The sequence below is a fragment of the Delftia sp. DS1230 genome, assembly GCF_040112715.1.
Classification (GTDB): domain Bacteria; phylum Pseudomonadota; class Gammaproteobacteria; order Burkholderiales; family Burkholderiaceae_C; genus Comamonas; species Comamonas tsuruhatensis.
In genome coordinates this window covers 4,215,527-4,229,797 of record NZ_CP157763.1, presented here as the reverse complement: position 1 = coordinate 4,229,797, position 14,271 = coordinate 4,215,527, and the positions used below count along the sequence as shown (strand labels likewise).

16 protein-coding genes are annotated in these 14,271 nt (G+C 65.9%); 4 read left to right on the top strand and 12 right to left on the bottom strand.

Features of this window, described 5'->3' with window-relative positions; all coding sequences use genetic code 11:
* The 12 genes from AAN986_RS19090 to AAN986_RS19035 form a co-directional block, all read right to left on the bottom strand.
* A complete protein-coding gene (locus tag AAN986_RS19090) occupies window positions 1–981 on the bottom strand; it encodes a phage tail protein (protein WP_012204517.1) in 981 nt (326 codons plus the stop codon).
* Complete coding sequence (locus AAN986_RS19085; protein ID WP_241150373.1) at window positions 978–1,823, bottom strand: baseplate J/gp47 family protein; 846 nt, start codon at window positions 1,821–1,823, stop codon at window positions 978–980. The genes AAN986_RS19090 and AAN986_RS19085 overlap by 4 nt, the downstream gene beginning before the upstream one ends.
* Window positions 1,824–1,831: 8 nt before the next feature.
* Window positions 1,832–2,182 (bottom strand): GPW/gp25 family protein, encoded by a 351-nt coding sequence (locus AAN986_RS19080; RefSeq protein WP_016445079.1) that lies wholly within the window; start codon window positions 2,180–2,182, stop codon window positions 1,832–1,834.
* Window positions 2,179–2,775: a phage baseplate assembly protein V gene (locus AAN986_RS19075; RefSeq protein ID WP_235434622.1), complete on the bottom strand. Its 597-nt coding sequence runs from the start codon at window positions 2,773–2,775 to the stop codon at window positions 2,179–2,181. The genes AAN986_RS19080 and AAN986_RS19075 overlap by 4 nt, the downstream gene beginning before the upstream one ends.
* 107 nt (window positions 2,776–2,882) lie before the next feature.
* The gene (locus AAN986_RS19070; RefSeq protein ID WP_047218346.1) at window positions 2,883–3,392 is read right to left on the bottom strand and encodes a phage tail protein; all 510 of its coding nucleotides are present in this window, start codon (window positions 3,390–3,392) and stop codon (window positions 2,883–2,885) included.
* A 141-nt stretch (window positions 3,393–3,533) separates the two neighbouring features.
* Window positions 3,534–4,067, bottom strand: coding sequence for a hypothetical protein (locus AAN986_RS19065; protein WP_047218347.1), 534 nt, complete (start codon window positions 4,065–4,067; stop codon window positions 3,534–3,536).
* Window positions 4,064–5,449, bottom strand: a complete 1,386-nt coding sequence (locus AAN986_RS19060; RefSeq protein WP_349335434.1) for a hypothetical protein — start codon at window positions 5,447–5,449, stop codon at window positions 4,064–4,066. Before AAN986_RS19060 ends, AAN986_RS19065 begins: the two co-directional genes overlap by 4 nt.
* Window positions 5,450–5,461: 12 nt before the next feature.
* Window positions 5,462–6,070: a DUF2514 family protein gene (locus AAN986_RS19055; RefSeq protein WP_349335433.1), complete on the bottom strand. Its 609-nt coding sequence runs from the start codon at window positions 6,068–6,070 to the stop codon at window positions 5,462–5,464.
* Entirely contained in the window at window positions 6,070–6,651 is a 582-nt protein-coding gene (locus AAN986_RS19050; RefSeq protein WP_047218348.1) for a lysozyme, read from the bottom strand. The genes AAN986_RS19055 and AAN986_RS19050 overlap by 1 nt, the downstream gene beginning before the upstream one ends.
* Complete coding sequence (locus AAN986_RS19045) at window positions 6,648–6,914, bottom strand: hypothetical protein (RefSeq protein ID WP_047218349.1); 267 nt, start codon at window positions 6,912–6,914, stop codon at window positions 6,648–6,650. The genes AAN986_RS19050 and AAN986_RS19045 overlap by 4 nt, the downstream gene beginning before the upstream one ends.
* 1 nt (window position 6,915) lies before the next feature.
* On the bottom strand, window positions 6,916–7,119 hold the full coding sequence (locus tag AAN986_RS19040) for a tail protein X (protein ID WP_043824232.1): 204 nt from the start codon (window positions 7,117–7,119) through the stop codon (window positions 6,916–6,918).
* 376 nt (window positions 7,120–7,495) lie between these two features.
* Complete coding sequence (locus tag AAN986_RS19035; protein ID WP_012204526.1) at window positions 7,496–7,714, bottom strand: hypothetical protein; 219 nt, start codon at window positions 7,712–7,714, stop codon at window positions 7,496–7,498.
* A 571-nt stretch (window positions 7,715–8,285) separates the two neighbouring features.
* Between AAN986_RS19035 and tig the strand changes: the two genes are divergently transcribed.
* The 4 genes from tig (at window position 8,286) to lon (ending at window position 14,245) form a co-directional block, all read left to right on the top strand.
* Entirely contained in the window at window positions 8,286–9,596 is a 1,311-nt protein-coding gene (gene tig / locus AAN986_RS19030) for a trigger factor (RefSeq protein WP_047218350.1), read from the top strand.
* A 135-nt stretch (window positions 9,597–9,731) separates the two neighbouring features.
* A complete protein-coding gene (gene clpP, locus AAN986_RS19025) occupies window positions 9,732–10,340 on the top strand; it encodes an ATP-dependent Clp endopeptidase proteolytic subunit ClpP (RefSeq protein ID WP_012204529.1) in 609 nt (202 codons plus the stop codon).
* Between the two features lie 107 nt (window positions 10,341–10,447).
* The gene (gene clpX / locus AAN986_RS19020) at window positions 10,448–11,710 is read left to right on the top strand and encodes an ATP-dependent Clp protease ATP-binding subunit ClpX (protein WP_012204530.1); all 1,263 of its coding nucleotides are present in this window, start codon (window positions 10,448–10,450) and stop codon (window positions 11,708–11,710) included.
* A 120-nt stretch (window positions 11,711–11,830) separates the two neighbouring features.
* The gene (lon, locus tag AAN986_RS19015) at window positions 11,831–14,245 is read left to right on the top strand and encodes an endopeptidase La (protein ID WP_012204531.1); all 2,415 of its coding nucleotides are present in this window, start codon (window positions 11,831–11,833) and stop codon (window positions 14,243–14,245) included.
* Window positions 14,246–14,271: the final 26 nt, after the last annotated feature.

Below are 14,271 nucleotides of genomic sequence, written 5' to 3'. Positions count from 1 at the left end.
TCAGGGTTCCTCGGGTTCTTCGGTGGTGGTGGTGCGGGTTTCGAAGGATCGGCGCCAGGGCGTGCTGTCCCAGCGTCCGGTCCAGGTACGGGTGTTGTCGTGCGGGCGCTCGGTGCTGGCCCAGGGGTGCAGGCTGGCCAGGGCCAGCGGTGCGGGCGCCGTCCAGGCGCTGTGGGTGGCCATGGCCTGGGCGGGAATGGGCCGCAGCGGCGCGTAGTAGGCGGGCTCGCCCGTGGTGGTGGCGTTGACTTCGGTGATGCCCAGGCTGGCGTCGATCAGGATCTCGCTGTCCAACGTCCAGGCATCGAGCAGCATGCGGTCGGCATAGGTGGCGATGGTGGTGACGCGGAACAGCTGGGCCGTGAGCACGCCGTCCGAAGGCGGTGCCTCGGTGCCGGTGCGGCGGGGCAGGCCCTGGCTGAGCTTGACGGGTTCGCCATATGGCGACACATCGATCCAGGTGCCGCTGTCGTTGTCCAGCATGCCGGCGTCCAGGCCCGGGCCGTGGTCCAGCCGCAGCGGGCGCAGGTCGTGGCCGTGGAAGACGCGGTAAAAGCGCACGTGCGCCGGCAGGCTGGCGCGCACCACATGGGCCACGCTGGCCAGCTCTGCGTCGCCGATGATCCGGCCCAGGTCCAGGTGCAGCCAGGCACCATCCTCGTCGAGCTGCGCGCCGTCATAGCCCAGCCAGCCCAGCGCGCGCTGCATGGAAGCGGCCGTACCGCGCTCGCGCAGCCAGGGCAGGCCGTTGGCGATGAGGGCCGGCACATCGTCGAAGTAGCGGTCGAACTGGGCAATGCCCCATTCGGCCGCCAGCCAGGGCAGAAAGGCCGCAGGCTCGCCCTGGGCAGGCGCGGGAAATGCGCCGGCCAGGCCATCCCAATTCGGGACGACCTGGTCCACGGCCTTCTCCAGCGCAGTGGCGTTGGGCGGCAGTACGTGGCGGCGGGGCGCCGTCGGGACGATGGCGGCGGTGCTCATGCCTGCAGGCCCTCGTCCACCAGCTGCACGCGGCCCAGCACCGGGTATTCGTCGGCGGCCAGCGGCGTGAGCTCGGCCGGGGCCTGGGCGTCGGGGTAGGTGACGCGGGCAATGCCGTCCACATGCAGGCGCGTGGTGATCCACGAGCGCGGCACATCGCGGCCCAGCAGCGCGTAGGCGGCGATCTGGGCGGCCAGGCCGGCCTGCAGGCGCGCCACGATGTCCACGGGCGCACCGGGCTCGCGCAGCAGGTGCGCCGTGATGTCGATGGGGTGCGGGCGCGCCAGCGATACCGACACGGGCACGCCCAGCGGCCGCGCGCCTGGCGCATTGAGGGCCGACAGCACGATGGCCAGGGTCTCTTCGGCCTGTGCGGGCTCGACCAGCCACAGCTGCACGCTCACGCGGCCGGGCTGGGGCTGCGTGGCGATGGCGCTGTGCACATTGGCGCTGGCCGTCATGGCCAGGTGCTCGTAGTGCTCGGCCGTGCCGCTGCCGGCCAGCGCGCGCACGCGCAGCAGGATGCGCTGGCGGTAGCGGTCGTCGCTTTCCCCGGGCAGTCGGGCCACGTCATAGAAGGCGCCCTTGTGGTCCAGGTCCGAGCCCTGGGCGAACGCAATCAGGTGCGCACGCGCGGCATCGTTGACGCGCGCCCGGTACAGCAGCTCGCGATAGGCGTGCGCCTCCAGCAGCTTGTTGAGCGGCTCGCTCTCCAGCGCCAGGACCTCGGCGGACTCGGGGTGGCGCGCCAGCAGATCGGCGCGGTGGGCGTCGAGGATGCGCTCGAAATCCAGCGTCTCGACGACGCCGGGCGGCGGCAGGGCGTCCAGTGCAGGGGTCATGTCTTGCTTCATGAAAGGGTGCGGGCGATGGGCATCTGCAGGCTCAGCGGGGCCGGGCGGCGCGTGTTGTTGAAGGTGCCGATCAGCGTCAGGTCGGCGCGCCCGGGTGCGGCCGGATCGCGCTCGATCACGATGCGCGTCAGCCGGATGCGCGGCTCCCAGCGCATCAGCGCGCTGGCCACGGCGGCGCGCAGGCGTGCCTGGGTGGCGTTGTTGTCGGGCTGGTCCAGCAGCGCCGGGACCAGCGATCCATAGTCGCGGCGCATCACGCGTGAGCCTATGGGCGTGGACAGGATGTCGGCCACGCTCTGGCGCAGATGCTCCATGCCCTCGATGCGGCGGCCTGTATGGCGGTTCATAGCGGCCCCTGCGTGACGGCGTCGCCTGCCCTGACGCCGCCGTGGCGGTGGCGCAAAAGGCTGATGGGGCCGGTGGTCACATCGGGCGCGCCGGCCAGGCCTTGCGCATTGACGGTGGCCGAACCGCCACCGGCCTGCAGGCTGATGCCTTGCTCGTCGATGCTGATCACCGAGTTGCCCACGCGCAGCGTGATGCCGTGGGCCACGTTGATGTTGAGACGGCCCGTGGTGCTGTCGTGCTCCATGAAATCAGTGGGGCTCCACTGCGTGTGGCACACCCCTTCGCGGTCGCTGGGCTGGGCTGCGGCGCTGCTGTAGATGCCGGTCAGCGCCACGGCGCCCAGCAGGTCGCCGCCGGGCGACAGCAGCACGCACTGCTCGCCCACGGCTGGCGGCCACCAGACGCTGGCGTTCTCGCCTGCGGCGCGCAGGGCCAGCCAGGGAATCCAGTTGGTGGTCAGGTTGCCGGTCTTGACGCGGCAGCGCGCAGGGCGCGCATGGCGGACTGCGGCGATGGTGCCCGTGCGGATCAGCCCTTCCAGGCGGCGGATGATCTCGTACGGGCTCTCGGTTTGTGCGACGGGCGAATCCATGGCGTTCATGGTGCCGGCCGGGCCCTTGCGTGTCGCCGTGTGCCGGGCGTGGCGCACGCTGCCACATGCAGCCCGGCATGCGGCCCGGCATGCAGCCCGGCCACGCCTCAGCGCGGGTCGTAATTCCACTCGGCCACCTTCTCGCCGAACAGGAACAGCTCCCACAACTGGCGCTGCGCAATGTCGAGCTGGCCCGGCGGCTCGGGCTTGTAGATCAGGTCGAAGGCGCTGGGGCTGCCATCGCGCGGGCGCGCCAGCACGGCCTCCACCAGGTCGATCTCGATGGCGAGCTGCTGCGGCTGCGATGCGGCTGAAGGGTCCGTGGAAGGAGGCGCAATGTCGAAGCGGATCGCCTGCTCGCGCCTTTCGGCATGGTCGAACAGGTCGGGCTGGTGGCGCCGCGCCCAGACCAGCAGCGGCACGGTCACGGCATCGATGCTGCCGGTGAAGTCCGCAATCACCAGGCTCAGCGTGTAGCGGTATTCCCAGGAAAGGGACGGCGTGCCCGTGTTGACCACACGGCCCCTCTGGATGGTGAAACGGATGTTCCCCGGCGACTGTTGCAGCTGGGGCAGGGCAGCGACGAGCGCGTCGCGCAGGCTAGCGGGCTTGAGCATGGCAAGAGCTCTCCATCAAGGTTGGGGTAGGCGGCATCGGAGCGATTTGCCGCGATGCCCGTGGGCGAGCCGGGCGCTCGACTACGGCGGCGCGGCTGCTGGCCGGGGAGGCCATTCGCTTTGCCGCCGTGGCTGGTACCGTCAGTGGGGGGCGAGGCCTGAAGCGGCTGGCCAGCCCGCGGTCACATCGATCCCGGATAGCCTGGTCAGATCCGTCCCCGCCGTATCGATGGCGGTTTTGATGCGTTGGCGGTTCCCTGTCAGCAGGCCGTGTGCCTTGCGGTAGGCCTGGTCCTTGGTGCGAATGCGTTGTGCCAGTTCCAGGCGTTCCACTCCGCGTGCGGTGGCTGCAGCAGTGATCCAGGGCGCGGAAGCATCTGGCGTTGCCTGGAGCTCCATGGCCTCCAGGATCTGCACATGCCAGCTCTCACGCTCAAACGCGTCGTACGGTGCAGCAATGAGCTGCACGCGCTGTGCGTACTCGGTGGCCAGGGCTTGCCGCAAAGCAGCAGCCATGGCCTGGGCTGTAGGCTTTTCCACCGGCAGTGGAAGGCCGCCCGCCGCAAGCCAGGCCTGCACTTCCTGGTAGTCCCGGTTTGCCGGATCCACAGGAATGGCGGCCTGGTCTGATATCCGCCGATATGCCCCATTGGGTAGCAGTTGATAGAGGCTCACAGCTCGGCCGCGAAAAGGATGCGTGGCGTGGCAGTGTTGACGTTGCCGTTGCCGCGCATGAAGCCCATGGTGTTGGCGGGAAATCCTGAGCCAGACACATCACCCTCGATGTAGCTGGGCCCACGGCTGTATGCCGTAAAGGTGATGTTTGCCGGCGTGAACAGCGTCGCAACCCCGGAGAACGAGAACGCGAGAGAGCCCGTGGCGGTCACGGTCGGATTGGCCCGCATGAGCGTTGGCGCTGGTGCAAGCCAGGACGCTGCCGTGGCGCTGTTGGCTCGCAGGAAGAACAGTCCGGCCCATGGGTTGATGCCGCGCGATCCGCTGTAGACGAAGAAGAAGCGTGCGCAGCGGTGCAAATTCAGGGGCAGCGGTTCTGGCTCGTACAGGCCGGCCAGCGAGCCTTGGTTGAGCATGGGCTCGGCCACCACTCCGCCCGTGAATTCAAGCTGCAGGTTGTCGCCGGCATGGGTGAAGGTGATGGGCGAAGCGCTGTAGAGCCCCTCGCCGATACGCGCTTGTGCCGAGCCTGTCCAGGACAGCGTGTAGACCTTGCCGGATACCAGGTCCTCTGTCGGGAGAATCTGCAGCAGGCTGCCTGCAGTGATCTCCACGGATTTGGGCGCTGCGTCCGAGGCGAAAGCCAGTGTGCAGCCGCTGGCACCGGCCTTCCAGCGATCCAGTGTGTATGCACCGGCTGCGAAGCTGCCAGGGGCCACGACGCGCTGATTCAGTTGGAAGCTTGCGTTGTAGAGCAGGTTTTGGCGTGGCAGCGTCGTGCCGTTGCCGTTGCCGTTGCCGTTGCCGTTGCCGTTGCCGTTGCCGTTGCCGTTGCTGCCACATTGGCATCCGCATTTGGCCGCGCCGTATGCGGCAGCGTAGTTGTGGTCTGTATTGCCCATTGCTGCGGCCAGCGCGACCAGATCAGTTGCGGCTGCCGCACCGATGTTGTTCCGGGCGGTCAGTTTTTGCGCATTGGTCAGTGCCTGTGCTTCGTCGAAACGCACGCGGTTCGAAAGGCTGACCAGCAGCGTCGCAGCCAGGTTGGGGTCGGTACCCAGTGCATCGGATAGCTCCTTGAGGGTGTTCAAGGCGGCTCCGGCACCATCGACCAGTTCGCTCTTCAAGGCCTGCATGGCTGTCTCGATGCTGTCGAAGATCTTGTCTGCAGACCAGGTGACTGTGGTGTCGCCGTTACCGACGCTGTCGTCAATGACGACGCCGCCCGTTGTAACCATGCCATGCAGTTCGGCAATGGCTGCCACAAGATTGTTCTTTGCCGCTGTGGGCAGCAGGCACAGATTGCCCTGCGCGCAGCGCAAAGCCTTTACGTCGGCGCCGATGGCTTGCGCAAGTGCAACGATTCGGGTTTCGATGGTCATGAGAGTTTTCCTTCAGGGGGTAGATGGTTTGGTTGAAAGGCCCGGCAAATGCCTGTCGCCTGCAGGGCCCGATGGATTCCGGGGAATATGGTGAATGCGCGCTTCACTCGTCAGCGCGAGCCCGGCGTCGTAGGCGCGCTCGCAGGCGCTGCCTCGGTGGCGGGCGTCGTCAGCAATGCGCGCCAGCGCTCCCGCTCGTTCGTCAGCGCGGCGCTGCAGCTCGGCGAGCAGATCGAGGGCGCCGGTGTCTGGCGCGCACTGTCCGGCAGCGGAGCGAGCCTGGGCGGCGGCACGGTGGGCGGTGAGATAGTTGGCGAGGTCGCCGCGCAGCCGGCCAGCAGCAGCGCGGGCAGCATCGGCATCCGCCGCAGCGCGCGCCAGGGCCAGGTCCGTGTCGCGTGCAAGAAAGTCGAGGCGTTCACGGTAGGCTCCTTCCCGTTGTCGATAGCGTTCGGATGCGTGCAGCGCGGCGGTGGCAGCGGCCTGGCGGTCTGTCGCCAGATCCGTGCGTGCCTGCGCCGCATCGCGCTCGGCACCCAGCCGCGCCAGCGACTGCCAGACCAGCAGTGCCGCCAGCAGCAGGGCCAGCAGCTGCCAGGCATGGGTTTGCAGGCGGTCCATCAAGGCTGGGCCTCCATGCAGGCCGCGTGGCGCGCCTGCTGGCGTGTCCACACGCCGCGGCACACCTTGTTGCCGGGTGCCGAGCAGTCAAAGCGCCAGCGCGTGGGCCGGCCTGCGCCATCCCATCGATAGGCGCTGAAGCCCTGCAAAGGCTGGCTGCTGGTCATGAATCGCCAGGACAGGTAGGACTGGCAGGCGCCGGCGTAGTCGCCAGCCCGTGTCCTGGCCAGCATCGAGGAGCCGCGCCAGGCCCCGCAGCCGTATTGGCCTGCGAAGTCCACCGCCTGGGCGAACTCGGCCGGGTGCACCCGCGTGTCGCCCAGCGAATCACGCACGCAGGCGCCGTACTGCTGCTCCAGCAGGTTGATGGCCAGCTCGCGCGCCCGTTCGCGGGTGATGGGCGGGTCGGCCAGGGTCACGCGCGTGCCGTCCTCGTAGCGCGTGGTGCCGTGGCCGATGGTGGGTACATCGCCCTGCACGGGAATGATGGGCGCCGCACTGAAGCCTTCTGCGGCAATCCAGGCAGCAACGATGGCCGCGCCAATGCCCAGACCTGCCGCTGGCATGCGCGCTGTGCTCATGGGGCCGCTCCGGTGTCTGTGGCGGTCGAAGACGCCTTCCTGCGCACGGCGTCCTCGGCCTGGCGCGCGCGCCGGTCCTCGCGCTCATTGCGCCAGCGCCACAGCAGATACACGGCCTGCAGCAGCACGTAGACGATGGTCAGCGCGGTGGCGGTATGGGTCATGGTCCAGCCATTGGCCACGTTCGCGGCCACGACGGTGACGGGAGGCGCGGCCTTGGCGCCTTCCAGGGCGGCGGTCTTGACGATGGTTTCTCGGTCCATGTCAATCCCAGAAACTGATCAGGGGCAGGCTGGGCGCCTGGGCGGGTTCGGTCAGCTCGACGGCCAGGCCGGCGGGCAGGTGGGGCCCGTGGGCCGACAGGCCCGGGTTGCGCTCCAGCGTGGCTTCCACCACGCCGCGCGTGGCGCCCAGCTGGCGCATGCACAGCTCGTCCAGCGTTTCGTATTCACGGGCGATGGCCAGCATCAGTCGCACCCCCTGTGCGCATGGGCGGCGGTATGGGCCGGGGGCGATATCGCCTGATCCGGCGCGGGAATGGGAATGGCAAGACTCACTGAAGCTCCTCGTGGGCCGGCCCGCGCGGACCTGTTCCTGGTGCACCCGCCATGCGTGTGGCTGCGGATGCCGGGAACGCCTCAGGCCACCGGATCGCGGTGGCACCGGGCAGGCGGTATGCCGGGTCCGGCGCGCGGGCCGGGTATGAATGCCATGTTTGCCGACGGGAGCAGGCCCGGCAATCGCTGCAGCCTGTGCGCGCTGCGGGCACGCCAGCGGCCATGCCGAACGCAGAAATGACAAGACCCCGCAGGGCGGGGTCTTGTCATGGTGGGGGTGAGAGGGTCTAGCAGCGCTTGCTGCCAACTACCTGGCTGCGATGCAGATGGTCGGACAGGTCACCCGCCGCCGCGCTGAGCTTGCGTGACACGGGCAGCAGCAATGCGGTAATGGCCGAGGCGTGCACGGCCGTGCCCCGGGCTGCAGCCAGCAGCTCGCAGATGGCGGCCACTTGCTCGCTGGCGCTTTCCACATCGTCCCTGACCGTCTCAATCTGGTGCTGCATCGCGTCTTCTTTCTACTGTATGCACATACAGTATAGGTCGAATGACCAGATGTTTCAATTTGATGTGACCCTTTTTCATCTGCTGATTGGCGATGACTGGCAGGGCCTTTGGTTGGGCTGCGCGCATGTTGGGCTGGCGTGTGCCGGGCGGCCTCGAAAGCTTTTTATTGGCCCGCACGGATCCCGCGCAGTGAAGGCAAGTGATTGTTTTTGAATGGTTGACGACCCGCCCCCCGCGCACCACGCACCAACGCCGCTCAACTGCGGCGAACACTGCTCAAGCCCGCTTCCTGTAGAGGAGGCGCATTGGACAGGCGGATTGCGGGATTCCCCTGCAAGAGCGCGCGTCTCGAAGGCAAAACCGCCTCGTTTATAATGTCCGGCTTCGCTTACATCACGGGTTGAGCGAACCATGTGCGGTCCCCAGCGGCCAGGTGCATGTGATGTAAGCCCTTGAAATCTGAGGTGCCGCGCGGCCGACTGGCTTGGCTCGCGTCGCACCGTGACTTTTGCGCAATACGGTGCGGGCTGTACAGCAGCCGGCACGGTCCAATCCCTCATAGGAACAAACATGGCCGTTACTGTTGAAACCCTTGAAAAGCTCGAGCGCAAGATCACGCTGAGCCTGCCCCTGAACTCCATCCAGAGCGAAGTCGAGAACCGCCTCAAGCAAGTGGCGCGCACCGTGAAGATGGACGGCTTCCGTCCCGGCAAGGTGCCGATGAGCGTGGTGGCCCAGCGTTATGGCTACTCGGTGCAGTACGAAGTGCTCAACGACAAGGTCGGCGAGGCTTTCGCACAGGCCGTCAACGAAGCCAAGCTGCGCGTGGCTGGCCAGCCCCGCATCTCCGAAAAGGAAGGCGCTCCCGAGGGCGAGGCCCAGTTCGAAGCCATCTTCGAAGTGATGCCTGAAGTCAAGATCGGTGACCTGACCTCGGCCGAAGTCGAGAAGCTGACCGCCGAAGTGGACGACGCCGCTATCGACAAGACCGTGGACATCCTGCGCAAGCAGCGCCGCACCTTCGCGCAGCGCGCCCAGGCCGATGTGGCCGTGGACGGCGACCGCGTGACCGTGGACTTCGAAGGCAAGATCGACGGCGAGACCTTCTCCGGCGGCAAGGCTGAAGACTTCCAGTTCCTGGTCGGCGAAGGCCAGATGCTCAAGGAATTCGAAGACGCAGTGCGCGGCATGAAGGCTGGCGAGTCCAAGACCTTCCCGCTGGCATTCCCCGCCGACTACCACGGCAAGGACGTGGCCGGCAAGACCGCCGATTTCCTGGTGACGGTCAAGAAGATCGAAGCCGCCAACCTGCCCGAAGTGGACGAGGCTTTTGCCAAGGCACTGGGTGTGGCTGAAGGCACGGTCGAAGGCCTGCGCGCCGACATCAAGAAGAACCTGGAGCGTGAAGTCAAGTTCCGCGTCCAGGGCCGCAACAAGCAGGCCGTGATGGACGCCCTGGTGTCCAAGGCCGAGCTGGAACTGCCCAAGGCTTCGGTGCAGGCTGAAGTCGCACGTCTGCTGGAAGGCGCCCGCGCCGAGCTGCAGCAGCGCGGCATCAAGGACGCCGAGAAGGCCGAGATCCCTGAAGACGTGTTCCTGCCCCAAGCCGAGCGCCGCGTGCGCCTGGGCCTGGTGGTGGCCGAGCTGGTGCGCGCCAACGAGCTGCACGCCACGCCCGACCAGATCAAGGCCCACGTGGAAGAGCTGGCCGCCAGCTACGAAAAGCCCGAAGACGTGGCACGCTGGTACTTCGGCGACCGCCAACGCCTGGCTGAAGTCGAAGCCGTTGTCATCGAAAACAACGTGACCGAGTTCGTGCTGCGCAAGGCCAAGGTCTCCGACAAGGCCGTGTCCTTCGACGAACTGATGGGCCAGGCCTGAGGGTTTGAGCACCGCCTGCCTGCCGCTTCGTGAGATCGGCGGGCGGGTTGGCATCTGCGGGGCTTGTGCTTTGGCGCACAAGCCCCATTTTCTTTCCGGATACGGCTAAAGTAGCCCCCTAGTACTGGAGAAAACATGAGCGCATTGGAAACTCAGGGTTTGGGCATGATCCCAATGGTCATCGAACAGTCCGGCCGCGGAGAGCGGTCGTACGACATCTACTCGCGCCTGCTCAAGGACCGGGTGATCTTCCTGGTGGGCCCTGTCAATGACCAGACGGCCAACCTCGTCGTGGCCCAGCTGCTGTTCCTTGAAAGCGAAAACCCCGACAAGGACATTTCGTTCTACATCAACAGCCCTGGCGGCTCCGTGAGCGCCGGCCTGGCCATCTTCGACACGATGAACTTCATCAAGCCCGATGTGTCCACGCTGTGCACCGGCATCGCAGCCAGCATGGGCGCCTTCCTGCTGGCCGCTGGCACCAAGGGCAAGCGCTTTGCGCTGCCCAACTCCCAGGTCATGATCCACCAGCCGCTGGGCGGCATGCAGGGTCAGGCCACCGAGATCGAGATCCACGCACGCGAGATCCTCAAGACCCGCGAGCGCCTGAACAAGATCCTGGCCGAGCGCACGGGCCAGCCGCTGGAAAAGATCCAGCACGACACCGAGCGCGACTACTTCCTGTCCGCCGAGGAAGCCAAGGACTACGGCCTGGTCGATCAGGTGATCAACAAGCGCTCCTGAAGTCCGGAGGCTGCATGAGAATGGGCGGCGTTTTCCCCCTACGGAAAACGCCGCTTTCCATTTGGTTATCATCCTTTTCCATATTTCTGTAACAAGGCACCGACCCCATGGCCGAGAAAAAAGGCTCCTCCAGCGAAAAAAACCTTTATTGCACCTTCTGCGGCAAGAGCCAGCATGAGGTCAAGAAGCTGATCGCGGGTCCGTCAGTCTTTATCTGCGACGAGTGCATTGATCTCTGCAACGAGATCATCCGCGACGAGCAGCCCAGCACCGAGGCCAAGGACGGCCGAGGCGACCTGCCCACGCCCGCCGAAATCAAGGCCAACCTGGACAACTACGTGATTGGCCAGGACCTGCCCAAGCGCACGCTGGCTGTCGCCGTATACAACCACTACAAGCGCCTGCGTCACAAGGACAAGGCCGGCAAGGACGAGATTGAGCTGGCCAAGAGCAACATCCTGCTCATCGGTCCCACGGGCTCCGGCAAGACGCTGCTGGCGCAGACGCTGGCGCGCATGCTCAACGTTCCCTTCGTCATGGCCGATGCCACCACGCTGACCGAGGCCGGCTACGTGGGCGAGGACGTCGAGAACATCATCCAGAAGCTGCTGCAAAGCTGCGAATACGACGTCGAGCGTGCGCAGCGCGGCATCGTCTACATCGACGAGATCGACAAGATCTCGCGCAAGTCCGACAACCCCAGCATCACGCGTGACGTGTCGGGCGAGGGCGTGCAGCAGGCCCTGCTCAAGCTCATCGAAGGCACCATGGCCAGCGTGCCCCCGCAAGGCGGCCGCAAGCATCCGAACCAGGACTTCCTGCAGATCGACACGACCAACATCCTGTTCATCTGCGGTGGCGCGTTCGCGGGCCTGGAGAAGGTCATCGAGAACCGTACCGAGGCGTCGGGCATCGGCTTTGGCGCCACGGTCAAGAGCAAGAAGCAGCGCTCCATCTCGGAAGTGTTCCAGGAGATCGAGCCTGAAGACCTGATCAAGTTCGGCATCATCCCCGAGCTGGTCGGCCGCATGCCCGTGGTCACGGCCCTGGCCGAACTGGGCGAAGACGCCCTGGTGCAGATCCTGACCGAGCCCAAGAACGCCCTGGTCAAGCAGTACAGCAAGCTGCTGGCCATGGAAGGCGTGGAGCTGGAGATCCGGCCTGCCGCGCTCAAGGCCATCGCCCGCAAGGCGCTGGCGCGCAAGACGGGTGCCCGTGGCCTGCGCTCCATCCTGGAGCAATCGCTGATCGGCACCATGTACGAGCTGCCCAATGCCGACAATGTCGAAAAGGTAGTGGTGGACGAGTCCACCATCGAAGACGGAAAGGCGCCGCTGCTGGTTTACCGCGAAGCGGCCAAGAAGGCCTGATGCGCCGCCGCCTGCAAAGGTCCGGCAGCGCAAGTCCCTGCGTCCCGAAATCCTTTCGGGCCGCAGGGTTGAAATACACCGGTGTGCGGACCATCTTCCGCTGACAAACCGAGGATTCCCATGTCAGGACATACCCCTTTGCCTTCCACCCCCCTAGACCTGGCGCTGCTGCCGCTGCGTGACGTGGTCGTGTTCCCCCACATGGTGATCCCGCTGTTCGTGGGGCGCGCCAAGAGCATCAAGGCGCTGGAGCTGGCCATGGAGGGCGACCGCCGCATCATGCTGGTGGCCCAGAAGACCGCCTCCAAGGACGAGCCCACGGCCGCTGACATGTTCGATGTCGGCTGCGTGTCCACCATCCTGCAAATGCTCAAGCTGCCCGACGGCACGGTCAAGGTGCTGGTCGAAGGCCAGCAGCGCGCGCTGGTCAAGCAGGTCATGGACGAAGAGACCCACTTCGTGGGCTCCGTCGTGCCCGTGGCGCCCGAGGCCGAAACGCACAAGCCCAGCGAGATCGAGGCCCTGCGCCGTGCCGTGACGCAGCAGTTCGACCAGTACGTCAAGCTCAACAAGAAGATCCCGCCCGAGATCCTCACCTCCATCGCCAGCATCGACGATGCCGGCCGCCTGGCCGACACCATTGCCGCGCACCTGCCGCTCAAGCTTGAGAACAAGCAGGCCGTGCTCGACCTGGTGGACATCAAGGAGCGCCTGGAGAACCTCTTCGAGCAACTGGACCGCGAAGTCGACATCCTCAACGTCGACAAGCGCATCCGTGGCCGCGTCAAGCGCCAGATGGAGAAGAACCAGCGCGACTTCTACCTGAACGAGCAGGTCAAGGCCATCCAGAAGGAACTGGGCGAGGGCGAAGACGGCGCCGACATAGAAGAGATCGAAAAGAAGATCAAGCTGGCCCGCATGCCCGCCGAGGCGCGCAAGAAAGCCGAGGCCGAGCTCAAGAAGCTCAAGCTCATGTCGCCCATGTCGGCCGAAGCCACCGTCGTGCGCAACTACATCGACGTGCTCACGGGCCTGCCCTGGAGCAAGAAGACCAAGATCAAGCACGACCTGGCCAATGCCGAGGACGTGCTCAATGCCGACCACTTCGGCCTCGAAAAGGTCAAGGACCGCATCCTTGAATATCTTGCTGTGCAGCAGCGCGTGGACAAGGTCAAGGCGCCCATCCTGTGCCTGGTCGGACCTCCGGGCGTGGGCAAGACCTCGCTGGGCCAGTCCATCGCCAAGGCCACGGGCCGCAAGTACGTGCGCATGGCGCTGGGCGGCATGCGTGACGAGGCGGAAATCCGCGGCCATCGCCGCACCTACATCGGCGCCATGCCGGGCAAGGTGCTGCAAAGCCTGGACAAGGTCGGCACGCGCAACCCGCTGTTCCTGCTGGACGAAATCGACAAGCTCGGAATGGACTTCCGTGGCGACCCGTCGAGCGCCCTGCTGGAAGTGCTGGACCCCGAGCAGAACCACACCTTCGGCGATCACTACGTCGAGGTGGACTTCGACCTCAGCGACGTGATGTTCGTGGCGACCTCCAACTCCATGAACATCCCGCCCGCGCTGCTGGACCGCATGGAAGTGATCCGCCTGTCGGGTTACACCGAGGACGAAAAGGTCAACATCGCCATCCGCTATCTGCTGCCCAAGCAACTCACCAACAACGGTGTGAAGGACGGCGAAATGCAGGTCGACGAGTCCGCCATCCGCGACATCGTGCGCTACTACACGCGTGAAGCCGGCGTGCGCTCGCTGGAGCGCGAGCTCTCCAAGATCTGCCGCAAGGTGGTCAAGGGACTGCAGCTCAAGAAGCTGGAGCCCACCGTCGTCGTCAATGCCGACAACCTCACCGACTACCTGGGGGTGCGCAAGTACAGCTACGGCCGTGCCGAGCACAACAACCAGGTCGGCCAGGTCGTGGGCCTGGCATGGACCGAGGTCGGTGGCGACCTGCTGACCATCGAGGCCGCCATCATGCCCGGCAAGGGCGTGATCTCGCGCACCGGCTCCCTGGGCGATGTGATGAAGGAATCCGTGGAAGCCGCCCGCACCGTGGTGCGGAGCCGCTCGCGCATGCTCGGCATCAAGGACGAGGCCTTCGAGAAGAAGGACATCCACGTGCACGTGCCCGATGGCGCCACGCCCAAGGACGGCCCCAGCGCGGGTGCGGCCATGACGACGGCCTTCGTCTCTGCGCTGACCGGTATCCCGGTGCGTGCCGATGTCGCCATGACTGGCGAGATCACGCTGCGCGGTGAGGTCACCGCCATCGGCGGCCTCAAGGAAAAGCTGCTGGCGGCCCTGCGTGGCGGCATCAAGACGGTGCTGATCCCGGAAGAGAACGTCAAAGATCTCCAGGAGATCCCCGACAACGTCAAGAGCGGCCTGGAAATCATCCCCGTCAAGTGGATCGACCAGGTCCTCAAGGTGGCGCTGGAGCGCGTGCCCGAGCCCTTGTCCGAGGAGGAGGCCGCAGCGCCGCCGCCAGCGGAATCCAAGCCTGTGGAGCCAGCCGTCAAGCACTGAAGATGAAAAAATGTAGCGTTTTTCCT